At 62.0% G+C, this 21793-nt stretch carries 18 protein-coding genes, 1 tRNA gene and 1 riboswitch; of the genes, 10 read left to right on the top strand and 9 right to left on the bottom strand.

The window, feature by feature from the left end:
• Positions 1–809 precede the first annotated feature (809 nt).
• Both GNZ13_RS10315 and GNZ13_RS10310 read right to left on the bottom strand, forming a co-directional pair.
• Positions 810–1049: a hypothetical protein gene (locus GNZ13_RS10315; RefSeq protein ID WP_172163130.1), complete on the bottom strand. Its 240-nt coding sequence runs from the start codon at positions 1047–1049 to the stop codon at positions 810–812.
• 1159 nt (positions 1050–2208) lie between these two features.
• Positions 2209–2293, bottom strand: a tRNA-Leu gene (locus GNZ13_RS10310).
• Between the two features lie 182 nt (positions 2294–2475).
• Here GNZ13_RS10310 and GNZ13_RS10305 point away from each other — a divergent pair.
• The 6 genes from GNZ13_RS10305 to GNZ13_RS10280 all read left to right on the top strand — a co-directional run bounded on the left by GNZ13_RS10305 (position 2476) and on the right by GNZ13_RS10280 (position 8460).
• Positions 2476–3531, top strand: coding sequence for a LacI family DNA-binding transcriptional regulator (locus GNZ13_RS10305; protein WP_172163127.1), 1056 nt, complete (start codon positions 2476–2478; stop codon positions 3529–3531).
• A gap of 164 nt (positions 3532–3695) precedes the next feature.
• Positions 3696–4775: an ABC transporter substrate-binding protein gene (locus GNZ13_RS10300; RefSeq protein WP_172163124.1), complete on the top strand. Its 1080-nt coding sequence runs from the start codon at positions 3696–3698 to the stop codon at positions 4773–4775.
• Entirely contained in the window at positions 4772–5596 is an 825-nt protein-coding gene (locus GNZ13_RS10295) for an ABC transporter permease (protein WP_074282840.1), read from the top strand. Before GNZ13_RS10300 ends, GNZ13_RS10295 begins: the two co-directional genes overlap by 4 nt.
• A gap of 32 nt (positions 5597–5628) precedes the next feature.
• On the top strand, positions 5629–6543 hold the full coding sequence (locus GNZ13_RS10290; protein WP_172163207.1) for an ABC transporter permease: 915 nt from the start codon (positions 5629–5631) through the stop codon (positions 6541–6543).
• Entirely contained in the window at positions 6540–7586 is a 1047-nt protein-coding gene (locus GNZ13_RS10285; RefSeq protein WP_172163121.1) for an ABC transporter ATP-binding protein, read from the top strand. The genes GNZ13_RS10290 and GNZ13_RS10285 overlap by 4 nt, the downstream gene beginning before the upstream one ends.
• Positions 7587–7632: 46 nt before the next feature.
• On the top strand, positions 7633–8460 hold the full coding sequence (locus GNZ13_RS10280) for a phosphodiesterase (protein WP_172163118.1): 828 nt from the start codon (positions 7633–7635) through the stop codon (positions 8458–8460).
• 18 nt (positions 8461–8478) lie between these two features.
• Here the strand turns inward: GNZ13_RS10280 and GNZ13_RS10275 are convergent, their stop codons facing one another.
• Positions 8479–8964, bottom strand: coding sequence for a DUF2569 domain-containing protein (locus GNZ13_RS10275; RefSeq protein WP_172163115.1), 486 nt, complete (start codon positions 8962–8964; stop codon positions 8479–8481).
• 301 nt (positions 8965–9265) lie between these two features.
• Here GNZ13_RS10275 and GNZ13_RS10270 point away from each other — a divergent pair, with 301 nt between their 5' ends.
• On the top strand, positions 9266–10465 hold the full coding sequence (locus GNZ13_RS10270) for an MFS transporter (protein WP_172163113.1): 1200 nt from the start codon (positions 9266–9268) through the stop codon (positions 10463–10465).
• Between the two features lie 1089 nt (positions 10466–11554).
• The gene (locus GNZ13_RS10265) at positions 11555–13654 is read left to right on the top strand and encodes an NADPH-dependent 2,4-dienoyl-CoA reductase (protein WP_172163111.1); all 2100 of its coding nucleotides are present in this window, start codon (positions 11555–11557) and stop codon (positions 13652–13654) included.
• 71 nt (positions 13655–13725) lie between these two features.
• Here the strand turns inward: GNZ13_RS10265 and GNZ13_RS10260 are convergent, their stop codons facing one another.
• The 6 genes from GNZ13_RS10260 to GNZ13_RS10235 form a co-directional block, all read right to left on the bottom strand.
• The gene (locus tag GNZ13_RS10260) at positions 13726–14655 is read right to left on the bottom strand and encodes an EamA family transporter (protein WP_172163109.1); all 930 of its coding nucleotides are present in this window, start codon (positions 14653–14655) and stop codon (positions 13726–13728) included.
• Positions 14656–15022: 367 nt separating this feature from the next.
• On the bottom strand, positions 15023–15271 hold the full coding sequence (locus GNZ13_RS10255) for a pentapeptide MXKDX repeat protein (RefSeq protein WP_172163107.1): 249 nt from the start codon (positions 15269–15271) through the stop codon (positions 15023–15025).
• A 121-nt stretch (positions 15272–15392) separates the two neighbouring features.
• Positions 15393–16196 (bottom strand): molybdopterin-dependent oxidoreductase, encoded by an 804-nt coding sequence (locus GNZ13_RS10250; protein ID WP_236001922.1) that lies wholly within the window; start codon positions 16194–16196, stop codon positions 15393–15395.
• Between the two features lie 42 nt (positions 16197–16238).
• Positions 16239–16877, bottom strand: coding sequence for a cytochrome b/b6 domain-containing protein (locus GNZ13_RS10245; protein ID WP_172163105.1), 639 nt, complete (start codon positions 16875–16877; stop codon positions 16239–16241).
• A gap of 45 nt (positions 16878–16922) precedes the next feature.
• Entirely contained in the window at positions 16923–17765 is an 843-nt protein-coding gene (locus GNZ13_RS10240) for a DUF1223 domain-containing protein (RefSeq protein WP_172163103.1), read from the bottom strand.
• A 190-nt stretch (positions 17766–17955) separates the two neighbouring features.
• Positions 17956–18426 (bottom strand): hypothetical protein, encoded by a 471-nt coding sequence (locus GNZ13_RS10235; RefSeq protein ID WP_172163101.1) that lies wholly within the window; start codon positions 18424–18426, stop codon positions 17956–17958.
• A gap of 542 nt (positions 18427–18968) precedes the next feature.
• Between GNZ13_RS10235 and GNZ13_RS10230 the strand changes: the two genes are divergently transcribed.
• Positions 18969–19379, top strand: coding sequence for a GreA/GreB family elongation factor (locus GNZ13_RS10230; RefSeq protein ID WP_172163098.1), 411 nt, complete (start codon positions 18969–18971; stop codon positions 19377–19379).
• Between the two features lie 154 nt (positions 19380–19533).
• Positions 19534–19652, top strand: a riboswitch (TPP riboswitch).
• An 88-nt stretch (positions 19653–19740) separates the two neighbouring features.
• Complete coding sequence (thiC, locus tag GNZ13_RS10225; RefSeq protein ID WP_172163094.1) at positions 19741–21672, top strand: phosphomethylpyrimidine synthase ThiC; 1932 nt, start codon at positions 19741–19743, stop codon at positions 21670–21672.
• Positions 21673–21793: the final 121 nt, after the last annotated feature.

Raw genomic sequence — 21793 nt, 5'->3', positions numbered from 1 at the left:
AAATGCGTGGGCTGACGTCTCAGTTGAGTGGAGTTAGTTTGAACAAAAAAATCCAAAAGAAAAATAGTGTCCGGCGGCACGGAGTGTTCGTGGCGGAGCAACAGAGCTTGAGACGATCGTTGTCGATCTTTTCGTCAGCCGCGGCGAACAATAGAGACGAGCAATCAAGCAGAGCAAAGAGACCGCAATCCTCCAACCTTCGAACCGGTTTGAGTTGAGGTCATTAGCGCACTCGCTCAACGCGCTCGCGCAATACCTCCGAGATGAGAGATCCATCATTGCCGGCCTTGAACAGGACACCGGCTGAGTATGTTGAACGGCGGCACAATTGTGAAGCGAAGAGCGTGCAAGGCCACATTGAACTTGCTGCATGAGCGCACTAAGGACACGATTTCCCTCTTGACCTCTTGTTCAATAGACGACGTGCGCGGCAAAGGCTTTGGCTCGGTCCGCACGTGATCCTGAGGACTATTGGCGCGTCTCCGCCCGCATGTGGCTGTACAGGTAGGACCATGGAGCCACACTCCAGTCGACCGCCTCGCTGCTTTAACTGCAGTTCTAAACGATCGGCGTACCGCGTTGGCTACCTATTTGGTTATCGCAATCCGTATGGATCTGAAGGTCACGCCGCATGTGGTGCAGAACCGCTCAGGGCGCCGCTCGGCAGTACCGGATGCCTTGATTGCGAACTGTCGGCCAGTGCCAACTGGTGCGCGGCTTTGGCCAAGACATCAACTAGTGCGTATTTGAGCTGGAACCCGCAGGTCGTGCGCCGACGCAGGGCTGCCAAAGTGAATGAAGATCTGCCCCTATGCTTGCCCTGTTTCGTGCCAATCATCGATGGAGGCCCGGGATTTGTGCTCAAGTGCGCTGATCGCCATCAAAGGATCAATCTTAGCCCTGGGAATAGTTAGTTCGATGCTTGCGGGCGCGCCCTTCTTCGCATCACCGTCGGTACGTTCGATAATGGCATGACATACCCACTGAACGCCAAGCTCATCCGCCACAGCATCGGCAGTCACCCAAAAACCACGATGTTCGAAAGCCACAAACTATCCTGAGACGTTATGAAATATCGGTCCCTCGACGGTCTATCCGGCAGGGACCATGAAAAACCTAACACGGATGCTCAACACCCTGAAGTGAAGCTGCCCGTTGGCATTCTTCGGCCAGATCTGCGTCATCGTTCTGACCGGCACGCTCGGGCGTAATGCGAAACGCCAAAGTCAACATGATGCGACGCACGTCAGTTGAGAAAGCAAAGTCGCAGAGGGTGATGGCCGCGAGAGGGCGTTGACACCGCAAATTAGGCGCCAGTCCTGCTCGGAAGCACGCGTCACACTGACTGGGTTAGCTGTCTGGCGGCTTTGCAGCAGTCGATCCGTGCGCGACTCCATTTGCGCAGGTCTCAAGGCACTTTCGCCCCGCTGTTAGCGCGAATGTAGGAGTACGGCGGGAAGACCGGATGAGGAGTCCAGTGTCGCACCAGCCAGCGCTACGACCCGTCGTGATACGTATTGTCGGGAATGCTGCGCGTGCCGTCACGCGCCATTCAAGCAAATAGTCTTCTCATGAATGGCAATAGTCAGATGCTTTCCGCACGGCATGAGAGCGCTCGGTGAGAGCGTTCTATTTGATGGGGTCAGGCGCTGAGTTGGAGGGTCGCGTGGTTGGCGGTAAGGCCGGGGTACCACCGTTCGAAGTCTTGGCGAAGACGGCCGTCGATGACGCGGATTCGTATCTGAAACAGAAGGTGTGCACTCTCCGTTGACCACCCTACCCGATCGGCGCGCTTTCGCGCAATCACCGCCGGGAGGCAGACCGGTTCCGCGGCAATCTCTCAGCGCTCGCGGTCCCAATAGAAATGACTTGCGCCCCCACCTTGAGCAAGTCCAGATAATCGGCCCACTTCTGCATCATCGCGCGCCGCTCCTTGATGAATTTCGTCCGGTTATAAGCCGCGCCAAGGTTGTCGGGTACCTGTGCCGTCCAGACTGTATTGGGCGTTCCTGACTTGCTTGTCGGTAAGCGGCATTGTGGTATCTCCCGATCGAGATGGCAGAGATTCGGATAGATACCACCAAAAACACCACCAATTACCGCCGGCTGCACATCGATAACCCCAGAACATATCGGAACAAAAAAACCCGCAAAGCCTTTAGCTATCGCGGGTTTCAGGACTTTCTTGGAATCGGGCGGAATACTTCCTGGTGCCGGGGACCGGACTCGAACCGGCAAGCTGTGAAGCGGCGGATTTTAAGTCCGCTATGTTTACCAATTTCATCACCCCGGCAGGGGTAGAACCGCATGTGGACGCGAATTCTACCATTGCCCGGCGAGCGCACCAAACCGGCGCAATCCAGTCGCAGTCCGCCCCCACCCTCGCCCGCCAAGGACAAAAATTGGAGTCATCCGCAAGTCACAAACGTTCCTGATAATCCGCTGACGAAAACGTTTACATGACGAGCGGAAACCATGATCCCAACGATCAAAGATGTCGCCGCCCACGCGGGCTTCTCCATTGCCACTGTCTCACGCGCGATCAACGCGCCGCACACCGTGAACCCGGTCACGCTCGACAAGGTGCGTCAATCCATCGACGCCCTTAACTTCCGCCCCAGCCCGCTAGGTCGGCAGTTGCGCGGCGAGCGCACGCGTCTCATCGGCGTGATCCTGCCGACAATCGCCAACCCCGTGTTCGCCGAATGCCTGCAAGGCATCGACGAGCTCGCCGCGGCGCAAGGCTACCGGCTCATGCTGATGACCACCCAGTACGATGCCGACCGCGAACGTCACGCCATTGAAACGCTGCGTGAACATCGTGTGGAAGGTTTGATCCTGACCGTCGCCGATGCCGACACGCATCCGTTGCTCGACGAGCTCGACCGCGCCGGCCTGCTCTACGTGCTGATGCATAACGACACCGTGCGGCGTCCGTCGGTCTCGGTCGACAACCGCCTCGCCGCGTTCGATGGCGTACGCATGCTGATCGCGCACGGCCATCGCCGCATCCTGATGCTCGCAGGCACGCTCGCCGCCTCGGACCGCGCCCGCCAGCGGCATCTTGGCTACGCACAGGCGATGCGGCAGGCCGGCCTCACCCCTGCGCCCGCGCTCGAAGTCGATTTCAACGCCGATGAACTGTCGCCGTCCGTGCTCGCTCATCTGACCAGCGGTCCGAACCGCCCGACCGCCCTCTTCTGCAGCAACGATCTGCTCGCCATGGTCGTGATGCGCGGCCTGCGCCGTGCGCGTCTGCAGATTCCGCACGACATGTCGATTCTCGGCTTCGACGGACTCGCAATGGGTGAACTGCTGTCGCCGCCGCTGGCAAGCGTCTGCGCGCCGAATCGCGAGATCGGCTGCGCTGCCTGGCGCCGTTTGCTGGCCCGCGTAACCGGCACTTACGAAACATTAGGGGTACCGTCGCTCACGCTGACGTTGCCGCACAGCTTGCGCGAAGGCGCCACCATCGCGGCGATTTCGAACCGCGACGAAACTTCGGCGGCTACCGAGAGGCCGTTTGCATAGCCGCTTGCGTGAGACGTATGCGTGCTCCTGGTCTGTTTGCCCATGCGGTTTTTTTATGAACGGTTTGCACTGATCGTTTGGAAACACCGCTCGGCAACATCCTATTTGTGTCATCTAGTTCGAACCCCGAACCACCCGCTCTCTTCCTCTCCAGGAGACTCGCAGTGATCCGCTCTTCAACACGCTTTGCTTCTTCGATCAAGCCGCTCTGGCGCCGCCTCGCCCGCACCGCGGCCACCGCGCTGTCGGCCGGCATGATCGTCAGCGCCGCGCTCGCAGCCCTCGCGCCGCAAGCGGCCCATGCCGACGAAACCGCGATCTGCTACAACTGCCCGCCCGAATGGGCCGACTGGGCGAGCCAGATCAAAGCGATCCAGCAAAAGACCGGCATCCGCGTGCCGTTCGACAACAAGAACTCCGGCCAATCGATTGCGCAACTGATGGCCGAGCAGAAGAGCCCGGTTGCGGACGTGGTCTATCTCGGCGTGTCGTCGGCGTTCCAGGCGAAGGACAAAGGCGTCATCCAGCCGTACAAGCCCGCGCACTGGGACGACATTCCGGCGAACATGAAGGACCCGCAAGGCTACTGGTTCTCGATCCACTCGGGCACACTGGGCTTTTTCGTCAACAAGGACGCGCTTGAAGGCAAACCGGTCCCGCGTTCGTGGGCCGATCTCCTGAAGCCCGAGTACAAAGGCATGATCGGCTACCTCGATCCGTCGAGCGCGTTTGTCGGCTATGCGGGTGCGGTCGCGGTGAATCAGGCGCTCGGCGGCACACTCGATAACTTCGAGCCGGGTCTCGACTGGTTCCGCAAACTGAAGGCCAACGCGCCGATCGTGCCGAAGCAGACCGCCTATGCACGCGTGATGTCGGGCGAGATCCCGATCTTGCTCGACTACGACTTCGACGCCTACCGCGCGAAGTACAAGGATCACGCCAACGTCGAATTCGTGATCCCGAAGGAAGGCACGATTTCGGTGCCGTACGTGATGAGTCTCGTGAAGGGTGCGCCGCATGAAGCGAACGGCAAGAAGGTGCTCGATTTCGTACTGTCGGACGAAGGCCAGAAACTGTGGGCTGAAGCCTATCTGCGTCCGGTGCGCGCGAATGCAATGAGCCCGGAAACCGCCGCCAAATTCCTGCCCGCAAGCGACTATGCGCGCGCCAAGCCAGTCGACTTCGGCAAAATGGCCGAGAAGCAGTCGAGCTTCGGTGAGCGCTATTTACAGGTGATGCATTGAACGACGTCACGTTCCCGCTGCGCTGGCGCATCGCGTTGATCGCGCCGGCGCTGGCGGTTTTCATCGCGTTCTGGCTGCTGCCGATGGGTGCGCTCGCGCAAATCAGCGGCGACGGCCACGCGTTCGCGACCTATCGCGCGATGCTGACGAATCCACGCTACATGTCGAGCCTCGGCGCGACCGTCGTGTTGTCCGCAGCGGTCACGGCGGCGACGCTGGTGCTCTCGGTGATCGCCGGCTTGCTGCTGGCGCGCCGTGAGTTTCCACTCAAGCGAACGCTGCTCGCGCTGCTGACGTTTCCGTTGGCATTCCCAGGCGTCGTGGTCGGCTTCATGGTGATCATGCTGGCAGGACGCCAGGGTTTGATCGGCGCGTTGTCGTTAAAACTCACTGGCGACCGCTGGGTGTTCGCTTACTCGATGAGCGGCCTCTTTCTCGGCTACCTGTACTTCTCGATTCCCCGCGTGATCGTCACCGTCATGGCGTCGGCGACCAAGCTCGATGCCTCGCTCGAAGAAGCCGCGCGTTCGCTCGGCGCATCGCCGTGGCGTATTACGCGCGACATCGTGTTGCCCGCGTTGTCGCCCGGATTGATCGCGGCAGGCGCGGTATGTTTCGCGACCTCGATGGGCGCCTTCGGCACCGCCTTCACACTGGCCACCGACATCGACGTGTTGCCGATGACCATCTACACCGAGTTCACGCTGAACGCGAACATGGTGACGGCCGCGGGTCTCTCGATCGTGCTCGGCATCGTCACATGGGCCGTGCTGGCGTTCGCTCGCAGCGTGAGCGGCTCAGCTGTCGCGGCAAGCGCATGAGCGGTGTGTCCAAACCCGATGACAAGACGTCGATGAATTCCATCAGTGCTCCCCTTCAGCCGGCTGCCAAGCCGCGCGTGCGGCGGCTCAGGCTACCCACGTCGCGCACGTGGTTGGCAGCCGGTCAGTGGGTCGTTACGCTGCTGCTGTGCGCGTTTCTGATCGTGCCGGTCGTGATGTCGATCATGGCCGGGCTCACCGTCAACTACTTCAAAGGCGTATCGAGCGGACTCACGCTGCGCTGGCTCAGCGAAGTGTGGACGCAGTATCACGGTTCGGTATTTCTCTCGCTCGAAGTGGCCGCGGCGACCTTGCTGATCACGCTGCTGACCGGCGTGCCCGCAGGCTACGTGCTTGCGCGCAGCAAGACGCGGCTTTCGCGCATCATCGAAGAGTTTCTGGTGCTGCCGATCGCCCTGCCCGGCCTCGCTTCCGCGCTTGCGCTGCTGGTGGTCTACGGCGGCTTCACAATGTTTCGCATGAGCGTCGCGTTTATCGTCGTCGGGCACGTGGTGTTTACGTTGCCGTTCATGGTGCGCGCGGTTGCTGCCGTGTGCGCGAGCAGCGATCTGCGCGCGCTCGAAGAAGGCGCGGCGAGCCTCGGCGCGAGCTTCTTTCAACGCTTCGTTACGATCGTGCTGCCGAATGCGCGGCCAGGGATCGTCGCCGGTGCGCTGGCGGTGCTGACGCTTTCGATCGGCGAATTCAACCTGACGTGGATGCTGCACACGCCCGACACCAAGACGCTGCCGGTCGGTCTCGCCGACACCTACGCGTCATTACGCATCGAAATCGGCAGCGCCTACACGATTCTGTTTTTCATCATGACGATGCCGCTGCTCGTCGCGATGCAATGGCTCGGCGTCGATGCGACCGGCCAGCGCAGCGCGGGGAAAAAGCGCATCGCTGCCTCCCGTTCGAAGCCTACCCCGACGTCCACGCCATGAAACTCGACTCCGTCCCCATCACGCTCACGCAATGCGCGAAAACGTTTCGCGGCACGCGTGTGCTCGAACCGCTCGATCTGCACATCGGCGCCGGTGAGACGCTGGTCCTGCTCGGCCCGTCCGGTTGCGGCAAGACCACCACGTTGCGCATGATCGCGGGCCTCGAAACACCTGATGCCGGCGGCCGCATCGCGTTCGGCGATGAAGACGTCACCGCGCTGCCGATCGAAAAACGCCAGGTCGGCATGGTGTTCCAGAGCTACGCGCTATTTCCGAACCTGACCGTGCGCGGCAACATCGGCTACGGACTGAAGATCAAACGGGTGCCGGTTGAAACCGCACGGCAACGCGTCGACGAATTGCTCGCGATGATGCGTCTCACCGCCCACGCGGACAAACCGATCGATCAGCTCTCGGGCGGTCAGCGCCAGCGCGTTGCATTGGCGCGCGCACTCGCCGTGCAACCCCGCGTGCTGCTGCTCGACGAACCGCTCACCGCACTCGACGCGCGTTTGCGCGACACCTTGCGCAGCGAGATGAATACGCTGCTGCGCGAGTTGGGCATCACAACCGTCTACGTGACCCACGATCAGGCCGAAGCAATGGAGCTCGGCGACCGCATCGTCGTGATGAGCGCCGGGCGCATCGAGCAGATCGGTTCGCCGCGCGACATCTACTATCGTCCGGCGAATCGCACGGTCGCGCAATTCATCGGCACGATCAACCGGCTGGCGGGCGTACTGCGCGACGGCCTGCTGACGACGACCGGCGGCGCTGTACCCCTGCCCTCAGGCCCCGCGCACGCAAGCGCGGCACACGAATTTTTCTTTCGCCCTGAAGACGCTTATCTCGCCGATCCGGCCAACGCCCAATTGCGCGGCAACATCGAAAACACGGCGTTTCTCGGCGAGCGCACCCGGCTGACGATCGGCGGCGCCGCACCGGACGCTTTGCTGATCGACGTCGCGGGCCGGGTAGAACTCGCGCGCGGCACGCCGGTTGGGATTTCGATCGCGCAGGACGCGCTGATTGCGCTATCGTAATAAGACAGCGCTGTGTTTTTAGCGCGCCATAAAAGAGGACATTGCCATGCTGCTGGCTCAAATTAGCGACCTGCATATCAAACGGCCCGGCGCGCTGGCTTACCGCCGCGTCGACACCGGCGCCTACCTCGCGCGTACTGTCGCCGCGCTCAATGCGCTGGAGCCGCGCCCCGACGCTGTGATCATGACTGGCGACCTCGTCGATCAGGGCGATCCGGAGCAGTACGAGCACCTCAAAACCCTGCTCGCGCCGCTTGAGATTCCCTACTTCCTGATGGTCGGCAATCACGACGAACGTGTTGCGTTGCGCGCGGCGTTTCCCGATCGCGCCGAATTGCACAGTGGTGGCGAATTCGTGCAATACACGGTCGATGTCGGACCGCTGCGGCTGATCGCGCTCGATTCGATGGTGCCGGGCCAAGGCGCCGGCAATCTGTGCGACTCAAGGCTCGCGTGGCTCGAGGCGCAACTCGATGCGGCACAAGGCAAACCGACGGTGGTCGCGTTGCATCATCCGCCGTTCGTTTGCGGCATCGGGCACATGGATGAATTGCGACTCGACCCCGCTGCCGCCGACAAGCTCGCCGCGTTGATTGCGCGTTATCCGAACGTCGAACGGGTGATCTGCGGCCATGTACATCGGCCGATGTTCGTGCGTTTTGGCGGCACGATTGCGTCGACGGTACCGGCGCCCGCGCACCAGGTCGGGCTCGATCTGAGCGAAGATGGGCCCTCCGCATTTGTGATGGAGCCGCCCGCGTATGCGCTGCATCGCTACGATCCGGCGACGGGCATCGTCACGCACCATGCGTATGTTGATAAAGCCGATGGACCGTATCCGTTTTACGAATCCGAAGGCGAGTTGATCGATTGACGGTGCCGCCTCGCCCATTCAGGCGGCGACGAAAGTTTGCTGTACGCGCCGGGACAGCCTGAAATACGGTATCCCGAGCGCGGCGGCGACGACGGCCTGAACGAAGCCATCGAATGGAATAGTGATGGCGATGCCAATGGTGTGGGTCATGTGGTCGCCGAGCAGGTAGGCGATGGTTCGCATGACGACGATGGCCAACAGCCACGCCTGCGCCTGCACTGGAAAGCTTGCCGATTTGCGCCGCACGAGCAGCGCCAACCAGCCTGCGCCGGCAACGATGAACGACCCGATGATCACGTCACAGCCGACCATCGCGATCACGGTGCGATACCAGCCGTGCGTTTCCGGGCGCACGAATATTGCCAGGAGTTCCCATTCGAGCATGAGCTTGAGCGGATCGCGCAATGCGACTGCGGTAGAAAGGGCCCATGCGGCGAGGCAGGTGAGGACGATGAGCAGCCAGCCGCTGATTCGTCGGGGTTCGGGTTTCGAGCTTGTGTTCATGAAATCGGTCACGTAATGGATCTTATTGCGCGCGCCGATTCTACGAACGAAAACCGAACGACCATCTCATTTTGTCTGCGAGGCGTGCGAGGGCCGCTACGCCACGCTCGTTAGCGCATATTTCGGACCTGTCCCAAGTTCGTGCCACACCTGAGCCACAGCTTGTTCGCTGTCGTTTCGCGTTGACGTCGCCGAGGCGCCGGACGAAGCCTGGGCGACCGTCAGCACGATCTTTCCTGCTCCGGTATGATCGGCACGCTTGAGGACCGTGCATGGGCCGGTCCGTCGATGGTCCCCTCTCATGTCCACATCCGAAGCTTCTACTCCCGCTTCCGCCGACCGGTCTTTGCGCGGCTTGCTGCTTCTGCTCGCGACGATTGCCGGTGTGGCAGTCGCAAACATCTATTACAACCAGCCGCTGCTCGACGATTTCCGGCAGTCGTTTCCGAACGGCGCGTCGTGGGTCGGCGCGGTGCCGGCCGTGACGCAGCTCGGCTACGCGGCCGGGATGCTGTTGTTGGCGCCGCTCGGCGACCGCTTCGATCGACGCCGCCTGATCCTGTTGCAGATCGCCGGCATGTGCATTGCGCTGGTACTGGCGTCCGCGGCGCCGACGCTGTCGGTGCTGATTGTCGCGAGCCTGGCTATCGGCGTGCTCGCCACCATCGCGCAGCAGGCCGTGCCGTTCGCGGCCGAACTCGCGCCTGCATCTGAGCGCGGCCATGCCGTTGGCACGGTGATGAGTGGACTGTTGCTGGGGATCTTGCTGGCACGGACTGCCGCGGGCATTGTCGGCGAGTATTTCGGCTGGCGCGCGGTATTTGGCGCTTCGGTCGTCGCGCTGCTGGTGCTGGCGGTGGTGATCATCATGCGTCTGCCGAAGAGCAAGCCGACGTCGACGTTGCCGTACGGCAAGCTGATGGTCTCGATGTGGCACCTGGTGGTCGAGCATCGCGCGCTGCGTGAAGCCTCGTTGACCGGGGCGGCGATGTTTGCGGCGTTCAGCATTTTCTGGTCGGTGCTGGCGTTATTGCTGGCGGGCGCACCGTTTCATCTTGGGCCGCAGGCCGCCGGCCTGTTCGGGATCGTCGGCGCGGCGGGGGCGATGGCCGCGCCGCTCGCCGGCAAGTTTTCCGACCGACGCGGACCGCAGGCGATTATCACGGTGTCGATTGTGCTGGTGGCGATTTCGTTTGTTGTTTTTGCCTTGTCGGCGAAGAGTATTGCTGGATTGGTGATTGGTGTGGTCATTCTCGATATCGGTGTGCAGGCCGCGCAGATTTCCAATCAATCGCGGATTTACGCGTTGAAGCCTGAAGCGCGGAGTCGCGTGAATACGGTTTATATGGTGGCTTATTTTATTGGCGGTGCCGTTGGGTCTGGGGTCGGCGCTTTGGTTTGGCCGACCTTTGGGTGGGTTGGGGTTAGTGTTGCTGGGGTTGGGTTTGCCGGGCTGGCGGCTTGGAATCATTTGAGGCTTTCTGTTAGGGTTAAAAGTTAGGGGTTTTGCCTTCGCGGCGCTTGTTCGTCTGTATGCCTGCGGCGTTGGCCTTTCCTTGATCTGGATTTTTGGCCTTTCCTTGATTCGTTTGCCTGCTTGGCGCTTGCTGTCTGTTTGCCTGCGGCGTTGGCCTTTCCTTGTTTTCTTATTGGTCTATTAGCGTCGCCCCTGTGCGGGGCGGGCACTTACTTCTCTTTGCCGCCGCAAAGAGAAGTAAGCAAGAGAAAGCGGCTCCAACCGCCAACTCTTAAGCGGGTCCCCCGCACAGTTGCGGTAGTGGTGCATCTGGAATCCGTGCCCTCGCACATTCGGCGTGAGTGACAAAGCGCTCATCAGCTCCCACTCCGCACTGCGTGCGTCGCGGATGGGTTTGCATGGGAAACCAAGGGTTTCGGTCGAGGTCCGTGGGGGCCATCGGCTTCGTCCTGGCGAGGTGCCGAAAAATCTGTTTCGGGAAGCGCCGCTTGGCGCCCCGAGCGGCCGACGAGTCGCGTCAGCGCATGCAGGTGAGAATTCGCACTTCGAATGAAGCGCTGGCCGAATGAAGCGCGACCCATTGCGGAAACGTTGAGGATGCAACAGCGAGCCGCGGCGTCGAGTGAAGTCGGCGCCCAAAACCGAGCCGCTGGTTTTATGAAATACGCTTCGGCGCGCGCAGCGCCGCCGGAAGTATGACTGCCTTGTCACTCGCGCCGAATGTGCGAGGGCACAGATTCCAGATGCACCACTACCCCCTCCAAGCCAGGAGACCCGCTTAAGAATTAGCGGTTGGAGCCGCTTTCTCTTGCTTACTTCTCTTTGCACGGCCGGCAAAGAGAAGTAAGTGCCTGCCCCGCACAGGGGCGACGCTAATAAACCAATAAGAAAACAAGGAAAGGCCAACGCCGTAGGCCAACAGACAAAGCGCAGCGAAGGCAAAAAAATCAAGCAAAGGCCAGCGCCATAGGCAAACAGCTCCGACATGGCTTCAAGCACCAAAATAACCTCTTACAGAGCATTGCGTTTCGCGAATTAGAATTGTCCCTCGGAGAGTTAGACCACTGAGCAGTGTATTGTTCGCGCACAACCAATATTTGCGCGCCCCCCTGCATGCCATACCAACACTTACTCGCCGAACTCGACCTCGGCTTCACTCGCCTGCGCAACCGCGTCGTAATGGGTTCAATGCACACCGGCATGGAAGACCGTTTCTGGAACTACCCGAAACTGGCCGCGTATTTCCGCGAGCGCGCAAGAGGCGGCGTCGGCCTGATCGTCACTGGCGGAATCTCGCCGAACCGGCAAGGCTGGCTGCTCCCCTTCGGCGGCACGCTGAATTCAGTGTTCGATCTGCGCAATCACCGCTTGCTGACCGAAGCCGTGCATGCCGAAGGCGGCAAGATCGCGCTGCAGATCCTGCATGCGGGCCGCTATGGGTACCAACCGTTCGTCGTGTCCGCGTCAGCGCTCAAATCACCAATCTCGAAGTTCAAACCTCGTGCGCTCACCGAAGCCGGCATTGCGCGGACCGTGCGCGACTATGCACGCTGCGCGCGCCTCGCTCAGCGCGCCGGTTACGACGGCATCGAGATCATGGGCAGCGAAGGCTATCTGCTCAACCAGTTCCTGTGCCCGCGCACGAACCAGCGTACCGACCGCTACGGCGGCAGCATCGAGAACCGCATGCGGCTCGCGCGTGAGATTGTCGAGCGCGTGCGCGCAGCATGCGGCGAACGCTTTATCGTGGTGTACCGGCTCTCGCTGATCGATCTGGTCGAAGGCGGCAACACCTGGGAAGAAACCGTGCAGATCGCCCAGGCGCTCGAAGCCGCCGGCGTAACGATGTTCAACACGGGAATCGGCTGGCACGAAGCACGGGTGCCGACCATCGTAACCTCGGTGCCGCGTGCTGCATTCGCCGCGCTGAGCGCGCGGCTGAAGGCTGCGGTCAAGGTGCCGGTGATCGTGTCGAACCGCATCAATACGCCCGAGGTCGCCGAAGAACTGCTCGCTCAGGGCGCGGGTGATCTGGTGTCGATGGCAAGGCCGCTTCTCGCCGACCCCGAGTTCGTGCTGAAGACCGCCGAAGGGCGCGCGCACGAAATCAACACCTGTATCGCCTGTAATCAGGCCTGCCTCGATCACACGTTCAAGAACCAGCGCGCGACTTGCCTCGTGAATCCCCGTGCGGGACGCGAGACCGAGTTGATTTACAAGCCGGTCCCAACCCCGCAGGCAGCGCGTTCGGTTGCGGTAGTCGGCGCGGGTCCGGCGGGACTTTCCGCGGCGACGGTTGCGGCGTCGCGCGGGCATCGCGTGACGCTGTTCGATGCGAGCGCAACCATAGGCGGTCAGTTCAATCTGGCGATGCGCGTGCCGGGCAAGGAAGAATTCAGCGAAACGATCCGCTATTTTCAGAGCCAGTTGCAGCGGCATCGCGTCGACGTGCGGCTCGATACGCGCGTCGATCCGGCGCTGCTCGCGGCAGGCGGTTACGACGACGTGATCGTCGCCACGGGCATCGTGCCGCGCAGCCCGGCGATTGCCGGCATCGACGGGTCTAACGTGCTGTCTTATGTGGACGTATTGCGCGGTGCGCCGGTGGGACGCCGCGTCGCGGTGATCGGCGCGGGCGGGATCGGCTTCGATGTCAGCGAGTTTTTGCTGCATCGTTCCGGCGATCCTCTGCCGATGCCGCGCGATACATGGCTCGACGAATGGGGTGTCGATCTCACGGTGCGAGAACGCGGCGGTTTGAAAGCGCCGTCGCCAGTGCAGCCGTTCCGCGAGATCTGGTTGCTGCAGCGCAAGCCGGGCAAGCTTGGCATGGGGCTCGGCAAGACGTCCGGCTGGGTACATCGCGCGACGCTGGCGAGAAACGGGGTGAAGATGCTCGGCGGCGTGTCGTATCTGGAAATCAGCGAGCGCGGTTTGAAGATTGCGCGCGAAGGTGCCGAAGAATGGCTCGACGTGGACACGATCGTCGTGTGCGCGGGACAGGAATCCTTGCGCAACCTGGTTCCGGAGACGGCGGCACGAACTGCCGGTAGGTCAAACGGCGCGAATGAGGCCAACAGCGCGAACAACGTTAAAGGCTCGAATGGTGCGAACGGTCCGCGCTATCACGTGATCGGCGGCGCAAAGGTGGCAACCGAACTGGATGCGAAACGCGCGATTCGCGAGGGCGCGGAGGTGGCGGCGGCGCTCTGAAGCAGCGAAACGCGGAGACCAAAGACCGTAGAGCGTGCGATGGGCAGCAGACAACAGCCCGCCGCCCCTCCTCAGGCGATACCCTTCTTCCGGTAATCGAACCAGAAAGACAGGCCCACGCTGGCCAAAATCACGATCGTCGCGATCACCGTCGAATGCGTAACCGGCTCGCCGAGCAATACCGCACCAAGCGCCACCGCAACCACCGGATTCACGTACATGCAGCTGCTGGCGATGATCGGGCTCGTATGCCGGATCAGAAAGCCGTACGCGACATAAGCGGTCATCGTCCCGATCAGCATCAGGTAGACGAAGGCCAGCACCGGCAGAAAATGCACTTCCATCATCCGCTCGCCGGACACCAAGGCGACCATCGTCGACATCGCGCCGCCAAGGCCAATCTGCAACGACGTCGATAGAAACAGGTCCGACGGCAGCTTCAGCCGTCCGGCCAGATGCGCGCCGCCTGCCCAGAAAAGCGCACCGCACAGGATCGCCAGGCTCCCGCCCGCCGAGCCCGGCGCGCTGTCGCCGTGGCTCAGAATCGCGATGCCCACCAACCCGAGGCCGACCGCGAACCATTCGCCTCTGCCGATCTTGCGCCCCGCCACCGCCGCGATCACCGTCGCGAACAGCGGCACGGTCGCGACCATCACAGCAGCAGTGCCGGTGCCGACGGTGCGCATGCCGTAGGCCAGCATGCCGCTCGACAAGCCAACCAGCATCGTGCCGACCATACCGGCATTGCGGATTTCACTCGCACTCGGCCAGACCGGATTGCGGCGAGCCGCGAAGATGAAAAGCCCTACCCCGGCAAACAGGTTGCGCAGCCCCGAGAGCAGCAAGGGCGGAAACGAACCGAGCGCGACGTGCACGGCGAGATAGGTCGAGCCCCACACGAGATACACGACGGCGAGCGCGAGCGCGATCTGTCCATTGCGGGACTGCGGCAAACGGATCGGAAAACCACTCGAAAAACGGCTTGGGAGTTGCGGCGACATGCGTTCAGCCCGCCCATGCCGCTCGAGGTGCTGCGCCCCCGCTGAAAACCCGGTGGCGGGATGGCGGACACCGCATCGGCGATGCGGTCTGACGGGCGAGGCTGGCGGACATGTCGGTGGAACGGAAAGACGATAGATGGCCAATGGGGCCACAACGCCGCGGCGGTCGATGCAAATCGATCCACGGCTGACACGCGCCAAACATCTGACGCGACGCCGCATTATGCAGTAAGCGCCCACCGCGTCGCTTGAAAGAATCGTAACTTTTTGGCGTACTTGCAACAAAAAAGCCGGGGACGTCTCCCCGGCTTTTGAGCCGCCCGTGAAACCGGCGCTCTAGCTATGCGATCGGCATAGCCGGCAACGCTTAGTTGCCCATCGCGCCCGACGCTTCGTGCTTCATACCCATCGCGTCGCTGCCCTTTTTCATCGTGTCCTTCTTCATCGTGTCCTTCTTCATGCTGTCCTTCGACATGGTGTCCTTGGACATCGAATCCTTCGACATCGTGTCCTTCGGCATCGATTCGTTGGACATCGCGCCGCTTGCCTGAGCGAACGCGGCGCCGCCGCTGGTCAGGAGAGCGACGGCCATTGCTGCGATTGCGAACTTTTTCATGGGATGACTCCGTTTCGTTATGGATGAATCTGAACCGGCTTCTAACTGATGCCGGGGTACTTCCGAAGCTTCTGCCGCCTGGGGTCGCGCGTACGGCCTGGCACGCGCCGACCCGCGCGCGTCAGGAGCCTCCGAACCAGTTGTAGCCCTGGTCGACCCAATAGCCGCCGGGGAACGTGTTGGTGACGAACATCTCGACGATGTGCTTCGGGTTCTTGTAGCCAAGCTTGGTCGGCATGCGCAGCTTCATCGGGAAGCCGTATTTCGCGGGCAGACGTTCGCCGTCGTATTCAAACGTGAGCAGCGTTTGTGGATGCAGCGCGGTCGGCATGTCGATGCTTTCGTAGTAGTCGTCGGCGCATTTGAAGCCGACGTACTTCGCGCTCGTGTCGGCGCCGATGCGCCGCAGAAAATCGGCAAACGGCGTGCCGCCCCAGCGGCCGATCGCGCTCCACCCTTCCACGCAGATATGCCGCGTGATCTGCTCGGCATGCGGCAGCGCGTACAACTCGGGCAAGGTCCAGACACGCTGACCGGTGACGAGGCCGCTGATTTTCAGCTTGTAGTCGGAGGCGTCGACATCGGGCACGTCCTCGATACCGTAGAACGCGTTGAACGGGAATGGCCGCGTGATCTGCGCTTCGGTGTAAGTCGGCGCGAGTTGCTTCGGGTCGAACAGCGCGGCCTGCGCGCGGTCGTTCAGGCGTGACACTGCTGTCAGGAATGCGTTGACCGAATCGTTGTCGGTCAGCGAGCAGCCCGTCAGCATCGACAGGCCGCCGAGCGTCAGAAGCCGCTTGCCGAACAGGCGCCGCGACGGCATCGCGAGTTCGCGCCGCGCGTCGATCAGGATTGATTCGCGGTCGAGCTTATTGCCAGGCATAGGGGCGAGCTTTCGATCGGATTGTGTATCGGGTCTGGTCATGATTCGATGTCCTTAAGCTTTGCGTATCCGTGAATCAGCCGCTTAGCGTCCACGCAACATCGCCAGCAGCGAGCGTGGCACGAGGGCCACCATCACCAGGTGCACGGCGATGAACGCAGCCATGAGCGACATCGCGCAGAAGTGGACGATGCGTGCGTTGTCGTAGCCGCCCATCAACTCGCGCAACAGCGGAAACTGCACCGATTTCCAGATCGCGAGGCCCGAGAGCACCAGCACGATCAGATCGCAGACGACAAACAGATAAGCGAATTTCTGCACCGCGTTGTAGACGCGCAGATCGGCGTGCGAGAGCTTGCCTGTCAGCGCGGCGATGAAGTCGTGCAGCACGGCGCGCGGCGAGACCGGCAGGAACTTGCGCACGAAGCGCCCGCTGGCCAAGTTCAGCGCGAGATACAGCAGGCCGTTGAAGACGAGCAGCCACATCGCCGCGAAGTGCCATTGCAGCGCGCCGCCGAGCCAGCCGCCGAGCGTGATCGCCGTGGGAAACATAAAACCTTTGAAGATCGGCGACGCGTCATAAATGCGCCAGCCGGACAGCATCATCACGATGGCCGCGAGTGCGTTGAGCCAATGCGTGACGCGCACCCACACCGGGTGAATCGTGCCGCTCTTCGGCGTGACGGGTGGAGCCGTTTTACTGAGAGCATGAGGCGTTGCCATGAGAATCTCCGATGAAATGGGACGCGCTGAGGGGTCGTCGCGCGATCAATTGCAGGCGGCCAGCTCGCCTACTTGCAACACGTCGCCGGTCGCGGCGTTTTCGACAAAAGCGACGACGCCGAAGCGGTCAGCCGGGGCGTTGGCATCGGCATCGTCGATGCGGATATCGCGGCGGATTTGCGCGTTACCGGCTACGAGCGGCACGGGGCCGATCCATTGCCGCACGACGCGTTCGTGATGCAGCGTTGCGCCGCTGTTTTCCCCGGCTCCGACTTGCGAGTTCAACGCGTTCTGGTAGACCGCGACGTAGGCATTCAATGGGCCAGTTGTGTCTGCCGCCTTGCTGGTGAATTGCGCATCGACATTGAAGGCGCCCTTCGTCTGAGGTTTCAGTTCAAGCGCCACGTTCGCCTGCGCCGGTTCGGCGACGACCTTGCCGATGCGGCTCTGGAAGCTGTCGCGTTGCGACCAGCTGCGCAGTTCGCGGCCTGATACGAAGACCTCGGGCGTGTAGATAGTGTGGCCGCCGGCGAGGTCAGTGAGCGTTTGCTGACGTTCGGTAAAGCGATGCTGCGAGAAGCGGTCGGTCCAGCCGAGGCTATTCCAGTAGTCCACGTGCAGGGCCAACGGCACGATGCTTTGGGTTGTGCCGCTGTTTTTCCACTGGCTCAGCCAGTTGTCGGCTGGCGGGCAGCTGCTGCAGCCTTCGCTGCTGTAGAGCTCCACTAGCGCTACGCGGTGGGATGGGCTGTGCGACGCGCATACGACGCCGGCTGCGGTTGCAAGGCCGCTGGCTGAGAGGGTGGTCAGCGCTACGGCCAGCGCGATTGCGCGGGTGACATAGCCGTCGACATACCGATTGGCTTGGCGGGTTCGTGCGGTTTGCATGGCGTGCTCCATCAGGATCTGCACGTTTGTCGAACCTCGAGACCACTTATGACAGCCGGTTCTGATTTTTATTTTTGGTTTGGGATGTCCGCCTACGGTCCCGACCGTTCCATCCTGTTGATGCCCGCGGGGCGCGGTGTGCCTGTACGCTTGCGGGCGAACTGCCCCAAAGCGCCTCGCGGAGGGTGCCTCAGTCGTAACTCACGACAACCGTCACCCGGGTATTCAGCGCGGCATGCTTCGGTGCAAGCGACAACACCCCGCCATCGCGGCCAACCCGGTAGTGCCCATCGCTTGCGGCGCGAAACACACGCCCACTGCTATCGACAAAACGCTCAGCCAACGCATCACCATCACGCGCCGTTGCGCCGTTGTTCACCTGAAGTGCAACATCGGCACCCGTAGCCACGCCTGGCGCAGCGCTAAAGATCAGCGCGACCGCCGAACCCGTCTGCGCGAGCCGCCCGCCGGTAGCATCGACACGTGCGCCGGCCCGGGTCCGAACTGGAGCCGTCGAAATCGTCAGTTGCGGCGCCACGATCGCCCCCGAAAAACTGATCGTTCCACCGCTTGCGGCCATCGCCGGCATCGGCGCCGCAACCAGCGCTGCCATCGCCGCTACCGCGCTGAGTGCCCCAAGCCGCCCTATTCCCGTTTTCATCAGCACATCTCCTCAAGCCGTCTCAAATCGCACCGCGCTCTTGACGCGCCGCCCACCGCTGGTCGCTCGACCGGACAACGGCCGCCCCCCTACAGGCGGAATAACGGCAGCGCCGCGGCGGCCTTGAACGACCCTGTGCGGTATAAACCCGTTGAGACCCGCCGCACCGCGTGTGGACGGCATCTCCCGGTGGCGATTAAAGAGACGCGCCGACCGTGCTAACATTCACCTTTCGTTTGCGTCGATTAAGCTTTCTTTGCGGCGCTCACCCCAACACCTTTCGTTATCTGCCGGCTACCCCGATGCGCTTTCCGTTCTCCAGTGCCCTCACCCGTTTGCGCCCCCGTCGCGCAACCGGTTGCGCGCGCGCGGACATCGCGACGCCTCACGCCGGCCAGCCGTCCCGAACGCTCCCGCTTCTCGCCGCCCGGCGCCCGATCTAACGCAGGTCCCTTCCATTGCCGGGGCCGCGTCGTCGGGCTCCGGGCCGATCTCATCCGCACGCTGTCCCCTTAAATGCAGATCGAATTGGAGAACCCGTCATGAAAAAGACGAAACCCTGTTACCTCACCGAACTCGACGTCGCCCGTCTTGAAAAGCACGCGGCCGCGCCCGGCGCCGACGCCAAATTGCAAGACATGCTCGACGACGTCCTCGAACGCGCCGTGATCGTCGAATCGCGCGACATTCCCGCGAACGTCGTCACAATGAATTCGCAAGCCACGCTGGTCGACGAAGCCAGCGGCGAGCAAATGACCTGGACGGTGGTCTATCCGCCCAACGCGGACTTCACGCAGGGCCGCCTGAACGTGTTTTCGCCGGTCGGCCTTGCGCTGCTCGGCGCCAAACGCGGCGAACGCATCCGCTTCACGCCGCCGAGCGGCACGGAGAAAGTGCTGAAGCTCGAAAAAATCCTGTTCCAGCCCGAAGCTGCCGACGATTTCACGCTGTAAGCGAAGCGTATTCGCGACGCAGCACTGCTGCGCCGCAGCATCCCCGGCAGCCCTATCACAATAAGAATAGTGCGTGGCTGACCGGCGTTATCTCCGATATCTGACTTTTTCAAGACGGGTTGCCAAGCACCGCCCGGGCGGTGTATCGTGTGCGCTGCTAACGCGGGGGTCCTGCGTCGCACGGAGGTAGGAGGTCCGTGTTGCGTGGGTGAGAAATACCCTTTGAACCTGATCTGGATAATGCCAGCGCAGGGAAGCGTACGGATTTCGCACCTGGTCTACCGTTTCATCTCTCGCGAATCCGACAACTTCCATCTGGTCTCCTGCTTAGCGGCCCCACATTGCGACACAGGAGATATGCATGAACGCCAATCCGAAGTTCCTTTCCGCCGACGCCCACGTCGATGCCGCCGCTGTCGCGCCGCTGCCGAATTCCCGCAAGGTCTACGTGACCGGCTCGCGCCCCGATATTCGCGTGCCGATGCGCGAAATTTCTCAGGCCGATACGCCGGATAGCTTCGGTGGCGAGAAGAATCCGCCGGTCTTCGTCTACGATACGTCGGGCCCCTACTCCGATCCGGAAGCCAAAATCGACATCCGCGCCGGTCTGCCCGCGCTGCGTCAAGCCTGGATCGAAGATCGCGGCGACACCGAAGCGCTGACGGGCCTGTCGAGCGACTTCAGCCGCGAACGCGCCGCCGATACCGCGACCGCCGATCTGCGCTTCCAAGGCCTGCACCGCACGCCGCGCCGCGCCGTCGCCGGCAAGAACGTCTCGCAGATGCACTACGCGCGTCGCGGCATCATCACGCCGGAAATGGAATACATCGCGATTCGCGAGAACCAGCAGCGCGCCGCGTATCTGGAAAGCCTGAAGACGAGCGGCCCGAACGGCGAAAAACTCGCCGCGATGATGGGCCGCCAGCACCCGGGCCAGGCGTTCGGTGCGAGCGCATTCGGTCCCGACGGCCTGAAGGAAATCACTGCGGAATTCGTGCGCGAAGAAATCGCCCGCGGCCGCGCGATCATCCCGAACAACATCAACCACCCGGAAAGCGAGCCGATGATCATCGGCCGTAACTTCCTCGTGAAGGTGAATGCGAACATCGGCAACTCGGCGGTGACCTCCTCCATCGGCGAAGAAGTCGACAAGATGACGTGGGCGATCCGCTGGGGCGGCGACACGGTGATGGATCTGTCCACCGGCAAGCACATTCACGAAACGCGCGAGTGGATCATCCGCAACAGCCCGGTGCCGATCGGCACGGTGCCGATCTATCAGGCGCTCGAAAAGGTCAACGGCAAGGCTGAAGACCTGACGTGGGAAATCTTCCGCGACACGCTGATCGAACAGGCCGAACAAGGCGTCGACTACTTCACGATTCACGCGGGCGTGCGTCTGCAATACGTGCCGCTGACGGCCAAGCGCATGACGGGTATCGTCTCGCGCGGCGGCTCGATCATGGCGAAGTGGTGTCTGGCTCACCACAAGGAAAGCTTCCTGTACGAGCACTTCGAAGACATCTGCGAAATCATGAAGGCGTATGACGTGGCCTTCTCGCTCGGCGACGGCCTGCGTCCCGGCTCGATCTACGATGCGAACGACGAAGCGCAACTCGGCGAATTGAAGACGCTCGGCGAACTCACGCAGATCGCGTGGAAGCACGATGTGCAGACGATGATCGAAGGCCCGGGCCACGTGCCGATGCAGCTGATCAAGGAAAACATGGACCTGCAACTGGAATGGTGTGACGAAGCACCGTTCTACACGCTGGGACCGTTGACGACCGATATCGCTCCGGGCTACGACCACATCACGTCGGGCATCGGCGCTGCGATGATCGGCTGGTTCGGCACGGCGATGCTCTGCTACGTCACGCCGAAGGAACACCTTGGGCTGCCGAACAAGGACGACGTCAAGACCGGCATCATCACGTACAAGCTCGCCGCGCACGCCGCCGATCTGGCGAAGGGTCACCCGGGCGCGCAGGTGCGTGACAATGCGTTGTCGAAGGCGCGTTTCGAATTCCGTTGGGAAGACCAGTTCAATCTCGGTCTCGACCCGGACAAGGCACGCGAATTCCACGACGAAACGCTGCCGAAGGATTCGGCTAAGGTCGCGCACTTCTGTTCGATGTGCGGCCCGCACTTCTGCTCGATGAAGATCACCCAGGACGTGCGCGAATTCGCCGCCCAACAAGGCGTCTCCGACGACGAAGCGCTGAAGAAAGGCATGGAAGTGAAGTCGATCGAATTCATGAAGAAGGGCGCTGAGATTTATCAGCGGCAATAAGGGTCGCAAACGCGGGCGCATGAATAAGCGCCCGCTGTTCGAGCCTTCTGCATCACGGTATTGCAGCATCGAAGCCCGCCACTGGCGGGCTTTTGCGTTTCTGCGCGGGCGGGCACGCCAC

Source organism: Paraburkholderia elongata (assembly GCF_013177735.1).
GTDB lineage: Bacteria > Pseudomonadota > Gammaproteobacteria > Burkholderiales > Burkholderiaceae > Paraburkholderia > Paraburkholderia elongata.
Note: the sequence above shows the minus strand (reverse complement) of the source record. Positions and strands in the feature narration are given on the sequence as shown.

What these genes read in the sequence shown, in the direction of transcription:
- GNZ13_RS10280 (WP_172163118.1), top strand. Translation starts at nt 7,633, where the DNA reads ATGCTGCTGGCTCAAATTAGCGACCTGCATATCAAACGGCCCGGCGCG.
- GNZ13_RS10260 (WP_172163109.1), bottom strand. Translation starts at nt 14,655, where the DNA reads ATGTCGCCGCAACTCCCAAGCCGTTTTTCGAGTGGTTTTCCGATCCGT.
- GNZ13_RS10285 (WP_172163121.1), top strand. Translation starts at nt 6,540, where the DNA reads ATGAAACTCGACTCCGTCCCCATCACGCTCACGCAATGCGCGAAAACG.
- GNZ13_RS10245 (WP_172163105.1), bottom strand. Translation starts at nt 16,877, where the DNA reads ATGGCAACGCCTCATGCTCTCAGTAAAACGGCTCCACCCGTCACGCCG.
- GNZ13_RS10305 (WP_172163127.1), top strand. Translation starts at nt 2,476, where the DNA reads ATGATCCCAACGATCAAAGATGTCGCCGCCCACGCGGGCTTCTCCATT.
- GNZ13_RS10290 (WP_172163207.1), top strand. Translation starts at nt 5,629, where the DNA reads ATGAATTCCATCAGTGCTCCCCTTCAGCCGGCTGCCAAGCCGCGCGTG.
- GNZ13_RS10275 (WP_172163115.1), bottom strand. Translation starts at nt 8,964, where the DNA reads ATGAACACAAGCTCGAAACCCGAACCCCGACGAATCAGCGGCTGGCTG.
- GNZ13_RS10255 (WP_172163107.1), bottom strand. Translation starts at nt 15,271, where the DNA reads ATGAAAAAGTTCGCAATCGCAGCAATGGCCGTCGCTCTCCTGACCAGC.
- GNZ13_RS10250 (WP_236001922.1), bottom strand. Translation starts at nt 16,196, where the DNA reads ATGACCAGACCCGATACACAATCCGATCGAAAGCTCGCCCCTATGCCT.
- thiC (WP_172163094.1), top strand. Translation starts at nt 19,741, where the DNA reads ATGAACGCCAATCCGAAGTTCCTTTCCGCCGACGCCCACGTCGATGCC.
- GNZ13_RS10230 (WP_172163098.1), top strand. Translation starts at nt 18,969, where the DNA reads ATGAAAAAGACGAAACCCTGTTACCTCACCGAACTCGACGTCGCCCGT.
- GNZ13_RS10265 (WP_172163111.1), top strand. Translation starts at nt 11,555, where the DNA reads ATGCCATACCAACACTTACTCGCCGAACTCGACCTCGGCTTCACTCGC.
- GNZ13_RS10270 (WP_172163113.1), top strand. Translation starts at nt 9,266, where the DNA reads ATGTCCACATCCGAAGCTTCTACTCCCGCTTCCGCCGACCGGTCTTTG.
- GNZ13_RS10235 (WP_172163101.1), bottom strand. Translation starts at nt 18,426, where the DNA reads ATGAAAACGGGAATAGGGCGGCTTGGGGCACTCAGCGCGGTAGCGGCG.
- GNZ13_RS10240 (WP_172163103.1), bottom strand. Translation starts at nt 17,765, where the DNA reads ATGCAAACCGCACGAACCCGCCAAGCCAATCGGTATGTCGACGGCTAT.